This window comes from Shewanella sp. DAU305 (genome assembly GCF_026802235.1).
GTDB classification, from domain to species: domain Bacteria; phylum Pseudomonadota; class Gammaproteobacteria; order Enterobacterales; family Shewanellaceae; genus Shewanella; species Shewanella baltica.
The window spans coordinates 2,176,906-2,195,722 of sequence record NZ_CP113808.1; the positions used below are offsets into that span (position 1 = coordinate 2,176,906).

14 protein-coding genes and 7 tRNA genes are annotated in these 18,817 nt (G+C 45.5%); 6 read left to right on the forward strand and 15 right to left on the reverse strand.

The window, feature by feature from the left end:
• The first annotated feature begins 72 nt into the window (after positions 1–72).
• The 3 genes from tesB (at position 73) to OX890_RS09285 (ending at position 5,963) form a co-directional block, all read left to right on the forward strand.
• On the forward strand, positions 73–939 hold the full coding sequence (gene tesB / locus OX890_RS09275) for an acyl-CoA thioesterase II (RefSeq protein ID WP_071939604.1): 867 nt from the start codon (positions 73–75) through the stop codon (positions 937–939).
• A gap of 1 nt (position 940) precedes the next feature.
• Complete coding sequence (locus OX890_RS09280; protein ID WP_006082308.1) at positions 941–1,342, forward strand: YbaY family lipoprotein; 402 nt, start codon at positions 941–943, stop codon at positions 1,340–1,342.
• Positions 1,343–2,066: 724 nt separating this feature from the next.
• Positions 2,067–5,963, forward strand: a complete 3,897-nt coding sequence (locus tag OX890_RS09285; protein WP_268650491.1) for a S8 family serine peptidase — start codon at positions 2,067–2,069, stop codon at positions 5,961–5,963.
• A 97-nt stretch (positions 5,964–6,060) separates the two neighbouring features.
• Here the strand turns inward: OX890_RS09285 and OX890_RS09290 are convergent, their stop codons facing one another.
• Positions 6,061–6,942: a LysR family transcriptional regulator gene (locus OX890_RS09290; protein WP_259507745.1), complete on the reverse strand. Its 882-nt coding sequence runs from the start codon at positions 6,940–6,942 to the stop codon at positions 6,061–6,063.
• A 152-nt stretch (positions 6,943–7,094) separates the two neighbouring features.
• Here OX890_RS09290 and OX890_RS09295 point away from each other — a divergent pair, with 152 nt between their 5' ends.
• The gene (locus tag OX890_RS09295; protein WP_268650492.1) at positions 7,095–8,342 is read left to right on the forward strand and encodes an MFS transporter; all 1,248 of its coding nucleotides are present in this window, start codon (positions 7,095–7,097) and stop codon (positions 8,340–8,342) included.
• Positions 8,343–8,621: 279 nt separating this feature from the next.
• Here the strand turns inward: OX890_RS09295 and OX890_RS09300 are convergent, their stop codons facing one another.
• Positions 8,622–9,560 carry a LysR family transcriptional regulator gene (locus OX890_RS09300; RefSeq protein ID WP_268650493.1) on the reverse strand — a complete coding sequence of 313 codons (939 nt, stop codon included), beginning with the start codon at positions 9,558–9,560 and terminating at the stop codon, positions 8,622–8,624.
• A gap of 96 nt (positions 9,561–9,656) precedes the next feature.
• Between OX890_RS09300 and OX890_RS09305 the strand changes: the two genes are divergently transcribed.
• Complete coding sequence (locus tag OX890_RS09305; protein WP_259529825.1) at positions 9,657–10,091, forward strand: DMT family transporter; 435 nt, start codon at positions 9,657–9,659, stop codon at positions 10,089–10,091.
• Between the two features lie 9 nt (positions 10,092–10,100).
• On the forward strand, positions 10,101–10,550 hold the full coding sequence (locus OX890_RS09310; RefSeq protein ID WP_268650494.1) for a DMT family transporter: 450 nt from the start codon (positions 10,101–10,103) through the stop codon (positions 10,548–10,550).
• A gap of 81 nt (positions 10,551–10,631) precedes the next feature.
• On the opposite strand, the gene OX890_RS09315 is transcribed toward OX890_RS09310, so the two are convergent.
• From OX890_RS09315 to OX890_RS09375, 13 genes are all read right to left on the reverse strand, one after another.
• Complete coding sequence (locus OX890_RS09315; RefSeq protein WP_012197362.1) at positions 10,632–12,011, reverse strand: sigma-54-dependent transcriptional regulator; 1,380 nt, start codon at positions 12,009–12,011, stop codon at positions 10,632–10,634.
• Between the two features lie 4 nt (positions 12,012–12,015).
• Positions 12,016–13,812, reverse strand: coding sequence for a sensor histidine kinase (locus tag OX890_RS09320; protein ID WP_011847221.1), 1,797 nt, complete (start codon positions 13,810–13,812; stop codon positions 12,016–12,018).
• A 129-nt stretch (positions 13,813–13,941) separates the two neighbouring features.
• A complete protein-coding gene (locus OX890_RS09325; protein ID WP_006082297.1) occupies positions 13,942–15,339 on the reverse strand; it encodes a TRAP transporter large permease in 1,398 nt (465 codons plus the stop codon).
• Positions 15,339–15,995, reverse strand: a complete 657-nt coding sequence (locus tag OX890_RS09330; RefSeq protein WP_006082296.1) for a TRAP transporter small permease — start codon at positions 15,993–15,995, stop codon at positions 15,339–15,341. Before OX890_RS09330 ends, OX890_RS09325 begins: the two co-directional genes overlap by 1 nt.
• A gap of 59 nt (positions 15,996–16,054) precedes the next feature.
• Positions 16,055–17,074, reverse strand: coding sequence for a TRAP transporter substrate-binding protein (locus OX890_RS09335; RefSeq protein ID WP_012089623.1), 1,020 nt, complete (start codon positions 17,072–17,074; stop codon positions 16,055–16,057).
• A 466-nt stretch (positions 17,075–17,540) separates the two neighbouring features.
• Positions 17,541–17,771, reverse strand: coding sequence for a hypothetical protein (locus tag OX890_RS09340; protein ID WP_006082294.1), 231 nt, complete (start codon positions 17,769–17,771; stop codon positions 17,541–17,543).
• Positions 17,772–17,941: 170 nt separating this feature from the next.
• Positions 17,942–18,017: transfer RNA gene (locus OX890_RS09345), tRNA-Val, on the reverse strand.
• 28 nt (positions 18,018–18,045) lie between these two features.
• A tRNA-Val gene (locus OX890_RS09350) sits at positions 18,046–18,121 on the reverse strand.
• A 28-nt stretch (positions 18,122–18,149) separates the two neighbouring features.
• A tRNA-Val gene (locus tag OX890_RS09355) sits at positions 18,150–18,225 on the reverse strand.
• A 28-nt stretch (positions 18,226–18,253) separates the two neighbouring features.
• A tRNA-Val gene (locus OX890_RS09360) sits at positions 18,254–18,329 on the reverse strand.
• Positions 18,330–18,377: 48 nt separating this feature from the next.
• Positions 18,378–18,453: transfer RNA gene (locus OX890_RS09365), tRNA-Val, on the reverse strand.
• A gap of 39 nt (positions 18,454–18,492) precedes the next feature.
• Positions 18,493–18,568 (reverse strand) — tRNA-Val (locus OX890_RS09370).
• 73 nt (positions 18,569–18,641) lie between these two features.
• Positions 18,642–18,717 (reverse strand) — tRNA-Val (locus OX890_RS09375).
• Positions 18,718–18,817 lie beyond the last annotated feature (100 nt).

Genomic DNA, 18,817 nt, shown 5'->3' on the forward strand with positions numbered 1-18,817 from the left:
TAGAAGACTGGTCAGCTTAAGGCGAACTGAGTTACCCTTTAGCATTAATGGCTAATTATGCAGTAGGATCCCATGAGTCAGGTATTAGACGATCTTTTATCATTACTTTCCCTTGAGCAAATTGAAATCGGCCTCTTTCGTGGTCAGAGCCAAGATCTGGGATTTGGGCATGTGTTTGGTGGTCAAGTGATGGGGCAAGCGCTGAGCGCCGCTAAACAAACCGTCCCCGCTGAGCGTAAGGTCCACTCATTACACTCCTACTTTTTACGTGCCGGTGACGAGAAGTTACCGATTGTGTATGAAGTCGAAAATATGCGAGATGGCGGCAGTTTTAGTGCCCGCCGCGTGAGTGCAATTCAAAAAGGTCGACCGATTTTCCACATGACCTGTTCCTTCCAAGAACCTGAAGAAGGATTTAGTCATCAAGCGATGATGCCGCAAGTACCTGGACCTGAAGGTTTATTGAATCAGCAGGAGTTAGCGCTGACGATGCGGGATAAAGTGCCGCCGAGCATACTCGAAAAGTTTATGGCCGATGCGCCCATTGAGATGCGACTGGTTAATCCATTACATCCCTTTGCGCCCAAAGAAACTGAGCCGTACCGTTACGTGTGGATGAGGGCCAATGGTCCCATGCCAAATGACGCCCATATTCATGAATATTTACTCGCCTATGCCTCGGACTTTAACTTTCTCGTGACAGCGGCTCAGCCCCACGGCGTGTCGTTTTTAAGTCCTGGAGTGCGCATGGCGACGATAGATCATGCGATGTGGTTCCATCGCCCGATTAATATGGGAGAGTGGTTGCTTTACAGTATTGATAGCCCCAATGCCAGCGGTGGCAGAGGTTACGTCAGAGGGCAGTTTTTCAATCAACAAGGTGAATTAGTGGCTTCTTCTACCCAAGAAGGCCTGATCCGCATGGTAAAAGGACGTTAATATGTATCTGAAAATAAAGTCGTTTGTATTGTTCTCGCTCATGGCTATTCTACTCAATGGCTGCGTGACGGTGAAACCTGAACCCCCGATTATTATCAATGGCGCAGCGGGTTATTTAGAGAAAATTCCCTTGCCTCAAGGTTGCCAAATCACTATTGCAATTATTGATTTGAATACCCCGGGTATTATCGTCGCACAGAAAACCTTTAACATCGCCAGAGCGCCAGTGCCGTTTAAATTTACGCTGCCTGCAAAATCGATCGATAAGAGTATCCAATATGGCGTAGTGGCGATGATCAAGTTCCAAGACCAAGTGATCTTCCAAACCTATGACAGGTTCCCTGTCGTCAATAATGATAAGTTCACGACAGAAGTGTTAATGAAGGCGGTCATGGCGAATTAATCACTCCTAATTATTGCCTGCGCATTATTTTTGTATTGCTGAAGATATAGCCCTTTCAATTTATATTGCAAGGGCTTTTTTTTGGTTAATATTCGGGTATCCATGTTGTAAATGTAAAATCAAATATGATTTTGCTTTACACAGAGCTAAGAATATTAATGCATAAGTTAGTCTTTTTTATAAGGAATGCCATTTTGTAAAAATGGCATTCACACCAAATTTGTTTAAAAAAGTTAAAGTAATGTTTAATTTTCGTTTAATTTTATTTTCGAAAATGTTTATTTTGTAACAGATATTTTTTACGAATAATAATATTTTTACGGTCACTCGTTCTGTTTTTTGGTGCACTATCTTGGTGCTCAAACATTTAAGTGTTTTAATTAATATACTGATTTTAAATAACTATTTTTATTTCGCATTTTTGTTTATGAGCTTTAATTTACCGGCTATTCAACCTGCGAAACAATCTATTTCTCTTTTTTAAGATAAATAGAAGCTGATATACGATTTACTGAATAACGTTCCGTTAACTTAATGTTTTAATTTGTATCTTCTCGTGTTACAACTTGTCGCGATAAAACTCAGTGATCATCATTACAGTAAATTGAATAGTTATTCATAAAAAATGTCAGTTACAGGTGACGTTCTTGGTTGTTGCAGTATGTTCATGCCACCAACCTGAGTTTTATAAATCATACAACTTATAAGAATTAGGGAAGTCACAATGAAAACTAAAATAGCACTAGCAGTGTCTATGGCGCTGTTATCGTCGGCTGCAAATGCGCAAACAGTTTTATCACCAACGGGTGAAACCTTGCAGTTAGATATTCCAAGTGAACTACAAGCCACGTCATTACGCGGTAATGCTGCCGGAGCTGAAGTTAAGTTTGTACCAGAAGCGGATTTAGGCGAGGGTGAATTTACTTATATCGTTCGTTTACGTGACAGTTCAGTCGCCAATTATCAAGGAACGACTCCTGGCTTTAAAGCGACGAGCTCACAGAGAGTGCAGACTAGTGGCACTTCAAAAGTCGCTGTAAATGGCAAACTCGATGCTTCAAGACCTGAAGTCAAAAGCTATGTTAGCTATTTAAAAGTCAAACAAAACCGATTTCTAGCTAACGCAAGTGCGGCTATTGGCACCAATCTGCAGCCATTAACGACCTATCAGTATGCGTTAAACGGTATGGCAGTGCGCATGACTCAAGCTCAAGCTAAGAAAATGGCTGAGTTACCTGAGGTTGCTTTTGTTGAGCGCGAACGCATGGAACAAATGGAAACTGACGTCAGCCAAGCGCTTATCGGTTCTCCAAATGTATGGGATGGCAGTGCAACGGGCACGAAAGCCATGGGTGAAGGCGTGATCGTCGGTATTATCGACTCAGGCATTAACTCTGACCATGCTTCATTTGCGGATGTTGGCCAAGATGGTTATGACCACACTAACCCATTAGGTCAAGGCATCTATATTGGTGACTGTAAAACTGATTTCGCCAGCATGTGTAACGACAAACTGATCGGTGTCCGTAGCTATCCAGAAATCACCAATAACTTTGATGACGTAAAAGTGTATGGTGACACCCCCCCGGCAAAAAATGGTGAGGATTACGGCGGACACGGTTCGCATGTCGCCAGTACAGCAGCGGGTAACATTTTAGTGAATGTCCCTTATGTGCAAGGTGAAACCGGTAAGTTAGAAGGTGATGGTATTGCGACGGGTCTTGAATTTGCGCAAATCTCAGGTGTTGCACCACATGCAAACATCATAGCTTATCAAATCTGTAATCCGGGTAATGCGGGCGACACTTATTCTGGCTGCCCGACTGCACCTATTTTGAAAGCGTTAGACGATGCGATCAAAGATGGCGTCGATGTGATTAACTTTTCAATCAGCGGTGGTGGAAATCCGTGGAATAGTGCAACAGAACAAGGTTTCTTAGCTGCGCGTAATGCGGGTATTTTTGCTGCCGTTGCTGCGGGTAACACACGTGCCGCGACAAACACTAGCCCTGCTATTAATCAAACACCTTACTCTACGCCTAAAAATGCGCCTTGGTATACGTCGGTTGCTAACTCGACTCACAATCGTGACATAGTACGCGCGGTTGAATTTAATGGTAAAAACTACCACTACACTGCTGGTACTGGCCCGGTTCAAACTGAAGTGCTCAAAGGTGTGCCTGTTTATGCTGGCACAATCGATGCGACCAATTTTGAAGCCTGTAAACCATTTGCTGCGGATGCTTTTAAAGACAAGATCGCCGTTTTAAGACGCGGTACTTGCTCATTCGATATTAAAGTGGCAGCGGCGATGAAAGCTGGCGCTAAGGGTGTGATTGTTTTCAATAGAGATGGTGAAAATAATGCGCGCCTGACCATGTCTGGGCTAGATAAATTGGATATTCCAGCGGTATTTATTGGCGATCTCGATGGCTTAGAACTGATTGCTGCTATGGCGGCAAATCCGGCGCTTGAAATCACGCTGTCTCCAACCCCTAAAGTGGTCAGTAAAGAAGCGGATGTTTTAGCTGCCAGCTCCTTGATTGGACCTAACCTGACTAACGATGTACTCGTGCCTTATGTTGCTGCACCGGGCAGTGACATCTACGCTGCTTATTCAGATCAACAGTTTGGCCATGATAAGACAGGGACTGATCCTGCTGATTTCACTTTGATGTCAGGTACTTCAATGGCGAGTCCTCATGTTGCCGGTGCTGGCGCGTTACTTAAATCGCTGCATAAGGATTGGACGCCAGATAACATTCGTTCTGCGTTAATGATGACAGCAACGACAGCCCAAGCCATGAAAAAAGCCGATGGTAAAACCGTTGCAGATCCGTTTGACGTAGGCGCAGGCCGTATTCGTGTGGATTTAGCGGCAAAATCTGGCTTAGTGATGGATGAAAGTGCCTTAAACTACGAGATTGCTAACCCTACAACAGGTGGCGATCCACGTAAGCTAAACATTCCAAGCATGGCTGATTCACGTTGTATCGATACTTGTACTTGGACACGTACTGTCACTGCAACGGCTGACGGTAGCTGGACTGCAAAAGGTGTTTCCGCAACCGATAAGTTCGCGTTAACTGTGACGCCAGAAAGCTTCAACCTGAAAAAAGGTGAGAGCCAAACTATCACAGTGACTGCGGATGTGACTGACGTGGGTGCAAGTTGGGGCTTTGGTAACTTAGTATTAGTTTCGGAAGCCTTCCCAACGGCTAACATGCCGATCGTGGCTAAGATTGCTAAACGCGACTTACCTGCGGTTGTTAATGTTTCAGCCTCACGTGATGCCGATGAGCGCAATTTAGCTCACTTAAAAGCGATTGATCTACCGGGTGTTGCGGCGACAGTGACTGCACTTAAATTAAGCGACACTTATGAATCAAGTGTGAAACAGGATTCAAATACCGATAGTGCATTTGATGATTTGGCCGATGGCGTAAAAGTATTTAGCTTTAACGTTGAAGACAAAGCGTTATTTTTCAATGCATCAATCGGTAATACCACCTCTCCTGACTTAGACATGTTTGTGATACTCGATAAGAAAGATGGTAGTAAGCTTTCTATGGCGGCATCTTCTGCGTTTGGTGGTTCAAAAGAAAGTGTGTCTATTAAGAACCCAGTGAAAGGTGAGTATATTGTCGTGATACAAAACTATCAGGCATCAGCAGCCGATGCGGATGATGCTTTTAGTTTGAAACAAGTGACCTTATACGATGAAGCGGGTGATAACTTAACGGCAAATCTTACCGGTGATCATAAAGATTTCAACGTCAACTTAGCTTGGAAACAAGCGATGTTAGTGGGCGATGCAGGCTTGGCAATGCTGACTCTGACTACCACTGATGACAAAGTCGCACCGGTTAAAATTCCGGTTATATTTGAGCGCGTCAGTGATGATGTTTTACCGCCTCTAGGTAGCACTGTTTCTGGCGAGTTAACGCCAGGCGCCGCTAAAGTGATGAAGACCCGTGTCGAAGCGAACAAAACGCAAGAAACCCGCGTTTACACCTTAGAAGCGTTTTTACCAGAAGGTCATGAAGTGGCTAATATCAGCCATCAAGGTACGCAAGTGGGCAATAAGATCACTTGGACTATCGAGATGGCCTCTGGTGCCGCGGCGCAAGATGTGACGTTTGACTTAGTGCCACGTAAGGCAAGCCAAGACAACCTTGTGACTTTGACCAATAAAGTGAACAACGAGTCGGCTCAAATCTTGAAGCAAGAATATCAATTTGATGTTCCAGAAGTGGCGCCAGTGGCAGTGATTGAAGCACCGGTGTCTGTTCAAGAAGGTAAACCACTGTTTATCGATGCGAGCAAGTCATCCGATGCCAACAATGATCCATTAACCTACAAATGGACTCAGTTAGGCGGCGCGAGCTTTAACTTCGACGCTAATGCAGCCAAGCTTAATCTAGTGGCGCCAGAAGTGAGTGGTACAGCTCAAACAGTGTCATTCCAACTTACTGTAGCGGACAACCATGGCAACAAAGATTCAAGTGTCGTGTCTGTGTCTGTGACTGAAACACCAGCTAAGAAAGATGATGGTGGTTCATTAGGTTGGTTAAGCTTGTTATTGCTACCATTTGCCTTTGGCCGTCGTAAACAAGGTTAATCGCTCAGGGTTAAATCGAGAGGTTTAACAGTAATTAAATAGTAAAAAGAAAAGGGCTGATATTGATATCAGCCCTTTTTGTTTTACTCAGTTTAGGTCATCGATTACTCATCAAAAAATCGACAAAGGCACGGTCTGCTTGACTGACGGGGCGTTGTTTTTTCCATGCGATATGCAGGTTCAAAAATACTGGTGGATCGAAGGGTTTAGCTAAAATGTCATCTTTTGAGCTGATTGCCATTTCGAGCACGCTGGTGATCCCAAATCCTTGGGAAACAATCTGTTTGATAAGGTTAATCAAATTAGTCTCGAAGGCGACATTGGGCTTTTTCCCCAGATCCTTGGCTTGCGATAAGATCCACTCGCGGTGGAAATAACCTGTCTTGAACATCACTAATTCATGGTCGAAAAAGTCATTGAGACTGACGGCGCTATGTTCCGCTAAAGCATGTTCGGCTCCCATAGCGATCACCATTTGCTCACGGATCAACAGCTGACTATCAAATTCGGGTTGCAGGTCTTGGGCGGTAATGATCGCAATATCCACTTCTTCCTGTTGCAACATACGCAGTGCGTCGCGCGTCCCGCCTTCAAACAGTGATAGTTTTAACTCGGGGTATTTATGCCGAAAAGCCATTAAGCGCGAGGGCAGGTAGAAAGACCCCAGCATGCCCGGCACGGCAATACGGACTTCCCCCGAGGTGAGATTGGCCATGGCACGGATTTGCGCTTCGGCCTGCTTAATCTGTTTCAGGATCAAAGTGGCATGTTGATGCAAGACTAAACCTTCGGCCGTGAGTGCGAGTAGCTTGTCATTCTTATTGCTCGTACGATTGACTAAAGTCACGCCGAGTGCGACTTCTAAGCGCTTGATACTTTGGCTTAACGCCGGTTGGGCCATATTCAGTTTCTTGGCTGCGGCGGTAAAGCTGCCAGTACTGGCAAGGGCATCTAAATGTTTGAGTTGGCGGATATCCATCAATCGGGCCCATACTGTTGAATAGTGGCAAGGTCGGTGCGTTGTGGCTATAACAAAAATCAATGATAGCGATAGATATTATCTATTATTGTTATGTTATGCCCAGTGATAACCTTTGTCCATCCTATGAGTGATGCTTTGTCGAGGCTCCTGTGCAAGCCGTGTTAGATACTATGATTGATCATAAACAGCGTGATACCCGACTGATGTGGGCGCTATGTGTTGCCTCTGTGGTGGTGTATATCAACTTGTATCTGATGCAAGGCATGCTGCCGCTAATTGCGGAGCATTTTGCGGTATCTGGGTCTAAAGCGACGTTAATCCTGTCGGTAACCAGTTTTTCTTTAGCCTTTTCATTGCTTTTGTATGCGGTACTGTCAGACCGTATCGGTCGACACACACCGATTATTGTCAGCCTGTGGTTGTTGGCGCTATCTAACTTATTGTTGATTTGGGCACCGGATTTTAATGGGCTAGTGCTAGTGCGATTGCTGCAAGGTGCATTACTCGCTGCCGTGCCAGCTATTGCTATGGCGTACTTTAAGGAGCAGTTGTCACCGAGCACTATGCTCAAAGCCGCGGGCATTTACATTATGGCGAATAGCATTGGCGGTATTGTTGGCCGTTTGCTCGGCGGCGTTATGTCGCAGTTTTTATCTTGGCAAGAATCCATGTGGCTGTTGTTTTTAGTCACCTTAGCGGGCGTGGCTTTAGTGAACTATTTGCTGCCTTCACTTGCCGATGCGCAGGCCATGTCAAAGAGTAAAACTGAGCCCTCTTTATCAAAACGCGCCCGTTTAGCCCAAGATCTTCATGGCTTTAGCCATCATATCACCGATGCACAAATGCGCTTGGTCTACGCGATTGGCGGCTTAACCTTTATGATGATGGTGAATCAATTTAGCTTTATTCAGCTGCATTTGATGGCGGCGCCCTATCAATGGAGTCGCTTTCAAGCAACCTTGATTTTTCTGTGTTATTCCAGCGGCACTATTGCGTCGTATTTCACCGCGAAATGGCTCGCCAAATTTGGCCAACATAAGTTATATCAGTGGTCTTGGTGCGTGATGTTGCTCGGCAGTTTACTGACCCTGTTTGATACCACTTTAACCATTAGCTTAGGTTTTTTGATGACGGCTTGTGGCTTCTTCCTTACCCACAGTTGCTGTAATTCCTTTGTCGCGATGCGCGCCAGTCGCGATCGGGCTAAGGCGACATCACTGTATTTATGCTGTTACTACTTAGGTGCGGCGATTGGCGGCCCTTATTTGATGATGTTCTGGCATGAGGCGCAGTGGCGCGGTGTAGTTATGGGGTCGTTAACCTTACTGGCCTTGATTGCCTTGGCCATCACCCGTTTACATTACCATCAAACCAATGATGTTCGTGCGCTTGCATAGGCTTTGACAGGGCTATTGTTGTTAAAGCAATAAAAGTAAAAAAAATCGCTAAGCAATTATATCAAGTGATTAAATCAAATGAATAAAGGCCAACATCAACCGTTGGCCTTTATTTTTGGTGTGGGTCGTTTAATAAGTTGACTCAAACCTGCGAACCTTACTGGTTATGCTAAATTTGGGGCATGAGTTTCATGCCTTGAGTCTTATGGTTAATATTTAAACTCATCCCATACAGTGCCTGATTTAATGCATCTGTTGCGGCTTAAGTGCAGCGATTCACTAACCTTGATATTTCCAATAGGGCGGATTGCCATACACCTCAAGAAAGTAGTCAATTACGGCGCGGACATTCAATGAGGGAGTGCGGGAGTTTGGGTAAATGGCAGTAATGTAATGCTGATCAATTTTTATCGCTGATTCGCAGTCCGTGAGCAATGAAATAAGTTGTCCATTTTTAAGAGAGTCACCGATTAACCAGTCAGGAAAGAGGACGATTCCCATGTCATTTAACGCTGCTATGAGTAATGTTTCCGCATTATTTGAGGTGAGGATTGGGGTGATAGGCTGATGCAGCCATGTCGTCTTGTTCTTGTTAAAAAACCAGCGATTTTGACCCGAAGATCCGCTATAGACTAGGCATTGATGGTTTTTGAGATCGGCGGGTTCAGTGGGCATGCAATGCAGTGCTATATACGCTTTGGACGCCGCAAGATGATAGGTTTGGCTTCCCAGTATTCTTGAGTGGAGTGATGAATCAACCAAAGTGCCAATACGAAAGATAATATCGGCGGCACTAACATGCGGATCGATATAATCGTCTGTTTGTGTGAGTTCCACTTGTACCTGCGGATATCGCCTTAAAAACCCCGCTAACCAAGGCGCAATATGTCGCTGCCCGAAAAAAACCGGGGCATTAATTCTGATCAATCCCTTAGGTTCTATCGTCCTATCTAATAATTCATTGCGGACTTCATTCAGTTGCTCTGCCATGGAACGCGCATATTCAATGAAAATCCTGCCCGATTCCGTGGGTATGATTGCTCTGGTATTTCGATAAAACAGCTGCTGTCCCAGAGAATCTTCTAATTGGCTGATGACTCTGGAAATCATCGAGGGAGAGACGCCTTCCTTTCGAGCCACAACAGAATAGCTTTTGCTGTCATAAACGCCGATAAAAAACTTTAACGTTCGCATATTGATTGAGTTTATATCATTCATTTTTGCAAATTCTGCACAGGTGTTTCCTGCATTGTCTCATTTATTGGTTTTATCGACTAGGGTACTCTTGCTGCCCTTAATCACAGGAGCTTATGTATGCAGTTTTTAATGATTTTCTTTGTTGCGCTAGGAGGGGCGGGATTATCCGTTGAAGCGGGCCTCCTAGGACCTTTAGGTGCTGAAGTCGGGGAGTTATGGGCAACCTTTAGCATTTTCGGTGTCGGCGCAGCACTCACCTTTATCTTGATGCTGTTTTTCAGTCCTCGAAATAGTCCCTCATTTTTCGCGCAACCCTCTTGGACATTAACGGGCGGTGTGCTTGGCCCTATTTACGTGGTGATACTCACGATCGCAACACCAGCAATTGGGATTGCTATGACAATGATCGGTATTTTAGCAGGCCAAGTTGCGAAGAGTTTGTTGATTGACCACTACGGTTTATTTGGTACAGCACATAGACGAATTGATACTAAACGTATTGTGGCACTGCTATTTATCGTCGCAGCATTAGTGCTGATGGCGCAAAGTTAAGGGCGAGTTATGACATTGATTATGATTATGTTGGCTGTGATTGGCGGGGCAACCTTGAGTATGCAAGCAGCAATAAATGGACAGCTGGGGATTAAAGTGGGGGTGTTTCGCAGTGCATTTTTAACTTTTTCGACTGGAGCCTTGATCACTGGATTGTTGATTTTTTATTTTGAACCACCTCAAGCAGTGACATTGTTGGATGTGCCTAAATGGCAGTTATTAGGTGCAATGTGTGGCGTGCCTTATATCGTCATCATGGTGCTAGCCGTTCAGCGGATAGGTACGGCCGTCGCAACCGTTGCGGTTATTTTTGGACAGCTACTAATGAGTATGTTGATTGATAATTTTGGCTGGTTTGGCAATGAAACGATTCACTTTTCTACAAGTCGAATCGCCGCCGTAATCTGTTTGGCGATCGCACTGTATTTTATACATTCAAGTAATAAAACATCGACGTAATAGATGATTCAGACTCGTTTTTATGCTGTGGTAGCGAACCCAGTTCAAGCAGGGTTCGCACTTTTTTGTCAGCGAAATGAGCTAGTCCTCGGAGTTAATGTACTGCTTGCGGTCTAAATCGTATTTTCGCATTTTGTCGTAGAGGGTTTTACGGGGCAGTTCCAGTTGCTCCATCGTCTGCTTAATGCTGCCCTTGTTGTGGCTGAGCGCTTCTTCAATCAATACCCTTTCAAAAAACTCGACTCGTTGTAGTAAGGACATACTCGAGTGCAGGCTTGGGGTATTGCCCAAAGTGCCAGCAAAGGCGGCTTCTCCGCCCAGCAGCACAAAGCGTTCGGCGAGATTACGTAACTCACGCACGTTGCCCGGCCAGTCGTGGGAGGTGAGTATGGCGTTTTGCTCCGCATTTAAGGCAATAAGCGCTTTGTGATAGCGTGCCGATGCAACCCGGGCAAAGTGCAGGAACAGCAAAGGAATGTCTTCACGGCGATCCCGCAGGGGAGGGATAGGCACTGTCACCAGATTTAAGCGATACAACAAGTCTTGGCGAAACTCCCCCGTGTCACACAGGCTTTTTAAATCCACCTTAGTGGCGGCAATTACCCGTATATCAAGGCTGATGCTTTTGTTTGACCCTAAGCGTTCAACTTTACGATCTTCAAGTACCCGCAGCAGTTTTACTTGCAGCGACAGTGGTGTACTTTCAATTTCATCTAAAAATAATGTACCGCCGTTGGCGTATTCAAACTTACCAATGCGCATCTTATCGACGCCGGTAAAGGCACCTGCTTCGGCGCCAAAGAGCTCACTTTCAATTAAGTTTTCGGGGATCGCCCCACAGTTGATGGCGACAAAGTTGGCTTGGCTGCGGCTGCTGTGATCGTGTAAATAGCGGGCGACGAGCTCTTTACCTGTGCCTGTTTCGCCTTCGATTAACACATCAGCTGGGGTATCTATCACTTGATCTATGATGTGGCGCATGCGGTTGATGCCGACGCTGTTACCCAAAATGCGAGGGCCCGGTACGCTCTGACTTTCGAGATCCTTTTTAAGCTTACGGTTCTCTAGGGTCAGGCTGCGTTTATCTAAGGCGCGCTTGACCACATCGAGTATATGCTCGTTATTAAAGGGCTTTTCGAGAAAGTCGTAGGCGCCTTGCTTTAGGGCATTGACTGCCATGGCGATATCCCCAAACCCTGTCAATAACACAACGGGGAGGTCGGGGTCCTGCAGGCGGATTTGTTGCATTAAGCTGATGCCATCTAATTGCGGCATGTTGACATCCGATATCACCATTCCCGCCCAATCTTTATGCAGGTGCTTAGCGATCCCTTTAGGCTCTGTGGTGGCGAGCGCCTTAATGCCCTCAAGTTCAAATAGCTGAACGAGAACTGTGCCTATGTGCGGCTCATCGTCGATGATGAGAACAGAATAATCTTGGATTGAATTGGGCACACTCATAAGACTAACGTTCCTCAAGCAAATAAATAGGTAAAATAATTTGGAAAATGGCGCCACCCTCTTCGGCATTGGCAACGTTAATTTGGCCTTGCATGGATTCGATAATACGCTGTGAAATCGATAAGCCCAGCCCTAATCCGTGGCGCTCGTTAGTGGTAAAGTAAGGTTCGAATATTTTTTCCATTTGGCTTTCACGCACGCCTGGGCCTGAATCTTGGATGCTGATGCAAAACTTATCTTCACTGGTCACGCGGATGACCAAGCTGCGTTTAACCGATTGTTGCATAGCGACAATGGCGTTGCTCATGATATTGACAAACACTTGCTGTAATCGGACTTTATCGCCCCAAACCTGATAGTTGCCATTGGGTAACTGCACATCGAGTTCAACGCCTTGCTTGTCTATTGCGGGCTGAACTATGGTCAGCGCTTGTTTGATACAGCGGCCAATATCGGTAGCGCTATCCGTGCCTTGGCTCTTGCGAGTGAAGCTTTTAAATTGGCCGACAATATCGGCCAATCTATCGGTCAGTTCAATAATAATCTTTATATTATCCAAAGCCTTATCTTGCATATTACGGGCTAGAAAGGTTTGAGTATTTTGGGCGTAGCTGCGCAGTGCCGCAAGCGGCTGATTAAGCTCATGGTTAATGCTGGCAGATAAACTGCCGATCACTGTGAGTTTTGCCGCTTGAATGAGTTCATCCTGAGTGTCTTTCAGCTGATGGTTCGCCTGCTGCAAGTCCTGAGTCCGTTCTTCGACTCGCTGTTCTAACAGGCTTTGTGCCAGCTGCATACGCTGTAAGTTGCGGCGACGCTCGGCGCTAAACAAGATGCTGAGTGCCAGCAACAGATAAATACTGGCTGACAGTAACATCAGTGCAGGTAAAGACGACAGCAAGGGTTTGATGGGCGCTAAGATGTGCACCCGCCAGCCAGCTTTAGCCATCAACTGATGATTATCCATGTATTGCTCATGATCTCTGCCCGTTTGTAATTGGTAGAGCATGGCTTGGCTGCCACTCTCATAGGGCGGTTTCATCAACAGTTCACCTATGGGGCGTTCCGCGTAACGCTTTGATGCATTAAGCGCATATTGTTTGGCTTGGGTAAGTGGAGTGAGTGACTTTAACCGCCACTCATCGACGCTAGAGATAAAAACAATGTCTTCAGGGTCGCTGATAAGGAATTGGTATTGACCCGCAATGGCAATGCTCGTGCTTTGCTGCTCGATACCGCTAATGTCCACTTTGACTATGATAGCGCCGAGTATGCCTTTGCCGCCTTGCTGATAAATAGGGTAAGAAAAGTAAAATCCACGCTTATCTGAGCTGGTACCCACGGCATAATAACGGCCTAGATTGCCCGAAATAGCATCGGTGTAATAGGGTCTAAAGGAATAATCCTTGCCAATAAAGGAGAAACTCTGTTGCCAGTTACTGGCGGCAATCGCAATCCCTAAGGCATCAATCAGATAGATATCGGACGCCTCAGTGACATGCTGGATTTCTTCGAGATATAAATTAAGTTCTTGGACTTTATCAGGGTTTTGTTGGTCGTTCAGTACATTGGCGAGCATAGGGTTCGTCGAGAGCACGTGAGGAATACTTTCGTAGCGCGATAATGCACCATCGAGAAAGCTGACTAACTCCTTCAGTTGTTTCTCCGATTGAGTTTGGATCTCGATTTTACCTTGATGCAAATGCACCCAATAGGTCAGTTTGAGTGTTGCAAATAGGCCTGCAAGTAACACTACAGTGAGAAAGAGGCGTTTCTTGGCCTTAGGCGTCATGGGCAACATGGTGGCTATCCTGATAAAGCGACGGTATCAATCACTGATATTGTGCATCATAAAACAAAGCGAGCCTGACTAGGCTCGCTTAAAAACTAACTGTAATCAAGGGGTAATCTCACAACCTTGCATTGCAGATTAATATCCACGCATCGAATCCAACCATTCTGGTAAGAAGAGCGAAATCTGTGGCACGTAAGTGATCAAGGTTAAGAAAGCTAGCATCAGCAGTAACCAAGGCAGAACCGATTGAATGACCCAGCCAATACTCTTACCCGTGATCCCCGCGGTAACAAAGAGGTTGAGCCCCACCGGCGGCGTGAGCATACCTATCTCCATGTTTACCACCATGATTATACCTAAGTGAATAGGATCTATGCCTAAGTGAGTAGCAATAGGGAAGAGGATCGGCGCCATAATCAGTACTATTGCCGATGGCTCCATAAAGTTACCAGCAGCAAGTAGCAGTAAGTTAACGATGATCAGGAAGCCCCAAGCGGGTAAGCCCATGTTAACGATATGCTCAGCGATAATATGTGGGATACGCTCAGTGGTTAATACATGCGCGAACAACATAGCGTTAGCTATGATAAACAGCAGCATGATACTGACCTTAGCACCATCACGCACTACGTTACGTATGTCTTTGTCGATAGGCGTTTTAATTAGCCCTAGGAACATGTGACCTAAGTTACGTGCGGCGGCTTTAGGTAAGCTTTCACCTTGATTGCGCCAAGCCACCTCTTTTAATGGCCCAATGTCACGGTAACCAAATACCGCAATAAAGTACGCATACATACAAGCCACAGCCGAAGCTTCAGTCGGGCTAGCAACGCCGCCATAGATAGAGCCGAGTACAATAAGGATGAGTGCTAATCCACCCAGAGCTTTGGCGCTTGAAATCCCCAGTTGTTTAAAGCCTGGGAAAGGACGCGAAGGCAGGTTCTTAAAGCGGGCGACAATGTAGATAACGATCATCAGAATGAATCCCATCATTAAGCCTGGGATTAAACCTGCCATAAACATTCTTGCTGCGGACACTTCGGTCGCTGCCGCATACACCAACATCACAATGGACGGTGGGATCAAAATACCAAGTGTGCCTGAGGTGGTGATAACCCCCGCCGCAAACTTCTCGGGATATCCCGCTTTAACCATGCCCACAATCACGATTGAACCAATCGCCGCTACGGTTGCGGGTGATGAGCCTGAAACCGCCGCAAACAGCATACAGGCCATAACAGATGCCATCGCTAATCCACCACGGACATGTCCAATACTGTCCATGGCAAAATCGATAATCCGTCTCGCGACGCCACCGGTTGAGAGGAAGGCGGATGACAGAATAAAGAAGGGGATAGCGAGTAGAGTGTAATGCTCCGATGAAGACTCATACAGTTTCAGTGCCACTGAGGCTAAGGAGTCATTCGAGAAAAACAAAATGGTGAGCATGCTGGAAAAACCTAACGCGATAGCGATAGGCATACCGAGAAACATACACACTAATAGGGCGGTAAATAGGGTTGCAATCGCCATTATTTAGTCTCCTTTTCGTCAGAGACGGGTTCTTCATTGGCGTTTTTAACGCTTTCATCGATTAAATGCATACTTTCTTTCGCTTCATCGGCAAATTGGAAGCCAGTGACTTGGTCACGTAGGATGGCAATAAAGAGTTCGGCGAATCGCCAAGTTAACATCGAAAAACCAATGATCAAGATGCTCTGGGATAACCAAATCGGTACCGCGCCATCTTCAACATCAATCCGTAAGGTGTTCCAAGCAAAGTCTGGATCGAGGCTTTTTAAGAAAAATTGGGGGAAATTAATATCCTCCATAGGCACACCAATTTGATACATCTGGCTTAAGTAATCCCAACTGCCTTTTAAAAACAGTCCGCAATAGACAATACAGACAAAGGCGGTAACGAGGGACGTTATCTTTTTGGCCCGAGGCGCTAAGTTTTTAACGAAGGCATCAACACCAATGTGCGCGCCAACTTTTACCCCATAAGACATACCAAACAACACAAACCAACCGCAAAAGGTCAGTGTGAGTTCTTGGATCCACAGAAAACCCGTATTGAAGAAGAAGCGTGCGACGACTTCTGAAAACACTAATAACGTCATCAGAGTGATCAATAAATTGAGCACACCTTCTTCAAAATAACCAAATATTCGCGATATCACAGCCATAATCCCCTCGCTGAAATGGCCGCTTAACCTCGGTTGAGATTAAGCGGCTATCATCATTATTATTTATTTGCAGCTACAGCAGCATCAATCACATCTTTACCGATTTGCTCTTCAAACTTAGCCCAAACTGGTTTCATCACATCGACCCATTTTTGACGTTCAGCAGGCGTTAAAGTCACTAACTGTGAACGTTTAGAATCTAGGATTAACTGTTTGTCTTGGTTATCTTTCTCAGCGGCAATTTTGTTACCTAATGCGATAGATTCATCTAAAGCTTCTTTGATGATCTTACGTTTGTCAGCGGGTAAGCCTTTCCAGAAAGTGTCAGAGGTCACGACCATATAGTCGAGCACACCGTGGTTACTTTCAGTGATTTGGCTTTGCACTTCATAAAACTTTTGTGAGTAAGTATTTGACCACGTGTTTTCTTGACCATCGATAGCGCGGGTTTGCAGCAGGGTAAATACTTCAGAGAAGGGTTTTTTCACTGGGATAGCACCGACAGCATCAAACTGAGCAGCCAGCACATCAGACGCCATTACGCGGAACTTCAAGCCGTTTGCATCAGAAGGATTTTTAAGTGGCGTGTTAGCCGAGAACTGTTTCAGGCCATTGTGTAAATAACCTAGACCGACAATCCCTTTACGGGTCATAGAGTTCAGCAGTGTTTGACCTGCTTCACCTTGTTGGAAACGGTTTACCGCATCCATATCATTGAAGAGGAAAGGTAAATCAAATACTTGTAGGCGTTTAGTGTAACGTTCAAATTTTGAGAGTGACGGCGCAACAAATTGCACGTCGTTTAATAGTAGTGCAGCTAACTCGTTGTTATCCCCAAATAACTGTGAGTTAGGAAATACACTGACCTTGTATTCACCTGGTAAACGTTGTTCAACGAGTTCTTTAAACTTAAGTGCCATTTGGCCTTTGGGCGTATTTTCTGCCACAACGTGCGAAAACTTAATTTCAATAGGTTCTGCAAATACGTTAAAGCTGGTTGCGAACACGGAGGCAACGGCGAGCATTTTGACTAAGGTTTTGAGTGGACGGGTCAATCCAGTTTGTTGATTCAATGTCATCTTGAGTTCCTTTTTCTGTTGTTAGGATTTGTCCTCAGTCTTGGTTAGTTTGTTACCAAGTTTGAGTAGGAATACAGCCTTGATTTCCCTGAGGTCTGTCTTACTAAAGGCAAATACCACGCCAACTTACACTGACTTCTGTAAGTGTTTGGTTACTAAAGTGTAGTTCATTTGATGTTTGTCACACTTTTAGTTTTGTGGGTGAGATCTCGCTCACAGTGATTTTCTGTTTGGGTGGAAACCCACCCATGGTGCGGATCTGCCTCAAATAGACGGCCCTCTTAGGTGCAGGTTTATTAAACAAACTTAGTTATTTTGAGATCAAAAAATGCCGCAAAAGTATGCGCTACGCTGAAAATGCGTGATGGATTATTTTGGGATAAGCCGTGTAGGCTGATTGTATGGTTAATTGTGGTCAAGTCGATGGCGTTTGTCGTCAATCAAGACAAAGGGGCAGTTGGTGCAGTTAATCATCATCTAAAAGGATACGTTTTAGGATCGCATCACTAGGCAACAACTCTAAGTGGCCTTGTTCGTCAAAGTACCAACCGGTAATAAAGCCCTTTTGGCGCATACTGACGAGATTATGCATGACTTCCCGTGCTTCCTTGAGCGCCGTTTGCTCATCGCAAGCGTGAGTATGCTTTAAATAAGCGGCAATATTGGCAAGAGAAGCGGATTGACTGACGCTGGCCATAATGTTGATCTCCAAACAATGCTAAAAGCAGAATGAAATCAGGCTGAGTGTCGATAGAGCTTGGTATTTTACGGATTATAAAAGGCGAAATAGTAAAATTTAGCACTCGCTGATTGAGATCAAGCATAGTTGAGTCAGCGTGTTGGTAAAGTTTATTGGGGGGATAAATATGGTGGTCGCTACTGGGCTCGAACCAGTGACCCCCTCCTTGTAAGGGAGGTGCTCTCCCAGCTGAGCTAAGCGACCTGGGATGTAACTTGTGTATTGCAGAATATGGTGGTCGCTACTGGGCTCGAACCAGTGACCCCCTCCTTGTAAGGGAGGTGCTCTCCCAGCTGAGCTAAGCGACCTGGGATATAACTTGTGTATTGCAAAATATGGTGGTCGCTACTGGGCTCGAACCAGTGACCCCCTCCTTGTAAGGGAGGTGCTCTCCCAGCTGAGCTAAGCGACCTGGGATATAACTTGTGTATTGCAGAATATGGTGGTCGCTACTGGGCTCGAACCAGTGACCCCCTCCTTGTAAGGGAGGTGCTCTCCCAGCTGAGCTAAGCGACCTGGGAATTCTGAAATTACACAATTTTTAAGTCATTATTCATTGAAGAATGGTGGTCGCTACTGGGCTCGAACCAGTGACCCCCTCCTTGTAAGGGAGGTGCTCTCCCAGCTGAGCTAAGCGACCTGGGAATGACTTTCACACAATGAGGTACATTAAGTTATATGGTGGTCGCTACTGGGCTCGAACCAGTGACCCCCTCCTTGTAAGGGAGGTGCTCTCCCAGCTGAGCTAAGCGACCTGGGACATAACTATTTTGTACAGCCATTATTTCTTTACAAATTATGTATAAAAACAATATATCTATAAAATAATGGTGGTCGATACTGGGCTCGAACCAGTGACCCCCTCCTTGTAAGGGAGGTGCTCTCCCAGCTGAGCTAATCGACCTCGCTGTGTGGAGCCGTATTATAGGGAGGTTCGATCTAGTGTCAACGCTTTTTAGTGAAAAAAGCATTGGTCGCGCTATTTTTGTTCGCATTGGCTTAAT

Coding starts and splice junctions, on each gene's coding strand:
- tesB (WP_071939604.1), top strand. CDS start 73: ATGAGTCAGGTATTAGACGATCTTTTATCATTACTTTCCCTTGAGCAA.
- OX890_RS09280 (WP_006082308.1), top strand. CDS start 941: ATGTATCTGAAAATAAAGTCGTTTGTATTGTTCTCGCTCATGGCTATT.
- OX890_RS09285 (WP_268650491.1), top strand. CDS start 2,067: ATGAAAACTAAAATAGCACTAGCAGTGTCTATGGCGCTGTTATCGTCG.
- OX890_RS09290 (WP_259507745.1), bottom strand. CDS start 6,942: ATGGATATCCGCCAACTCAAACATTTAGATGCCCTTGCCAGTACTGGC.
- OX890_RS09300 (WP_268650493.1), bottom strand. CDS start 9,560: ATGAATGATATAAACTCAATCAATATGCGAACGTTAAAGTTTTTTATC.
- OX890_RS09305 (WP_259529825.1), top strand. CDS start 9,657: ATGCAGTTTTTAATGATTTTCTTTGTTGCGCTAGGAGGGGCGGGATTA.
- OX890_RS09310 (WP_268650494.1), top strand. CDS start 10,101: ATGACATTGATTATGATTATGTTGGCTGTGATTGGCGGGGCAACCTTG.
- OX890_RS09315 (WP_012197362.1), bottom strand. CDS start 12,011: ATGAGTGTGCCCAATTCAATCCAAGATTATTCTGTTCTCATCATCGAC.
- OX890_RS09320 (WP_011847221.1), bottom strand. CDS start 13,812: ATGTTGCCCATGACGCCTAAGGCCAAGAAACGCCTCTTTCTCACTGTA.
- OX890_RS09325 (WP_006082297.1), bottom strand. CDS start 15,339: ATGGCGATTGCAACCCTATTTACCGCCCTATTAGTGTGTATGTTTCTC.
- OX890_RS09330 (WP_006082296.1), bottom strand. CDS start 15,995: ATGGCTGTGATATCGCGAATATTTGGTTATTTTGAAGAAGGTGTGCTC.
- OX890_RS09335 (WP_012089623.1), bottom strand. CDS start 17,074: ATGACATTGAATCAACAAACTGGATTGACCCGTCCACTCAAAACCTTA.
- OX890_RS09340 (WP_006082294.1), bottom strand. CDS start 17,771: ATGGCCAGCGTCAGTCAATCCGCTTCTCTTGCCAATATTGCCGCTTAT.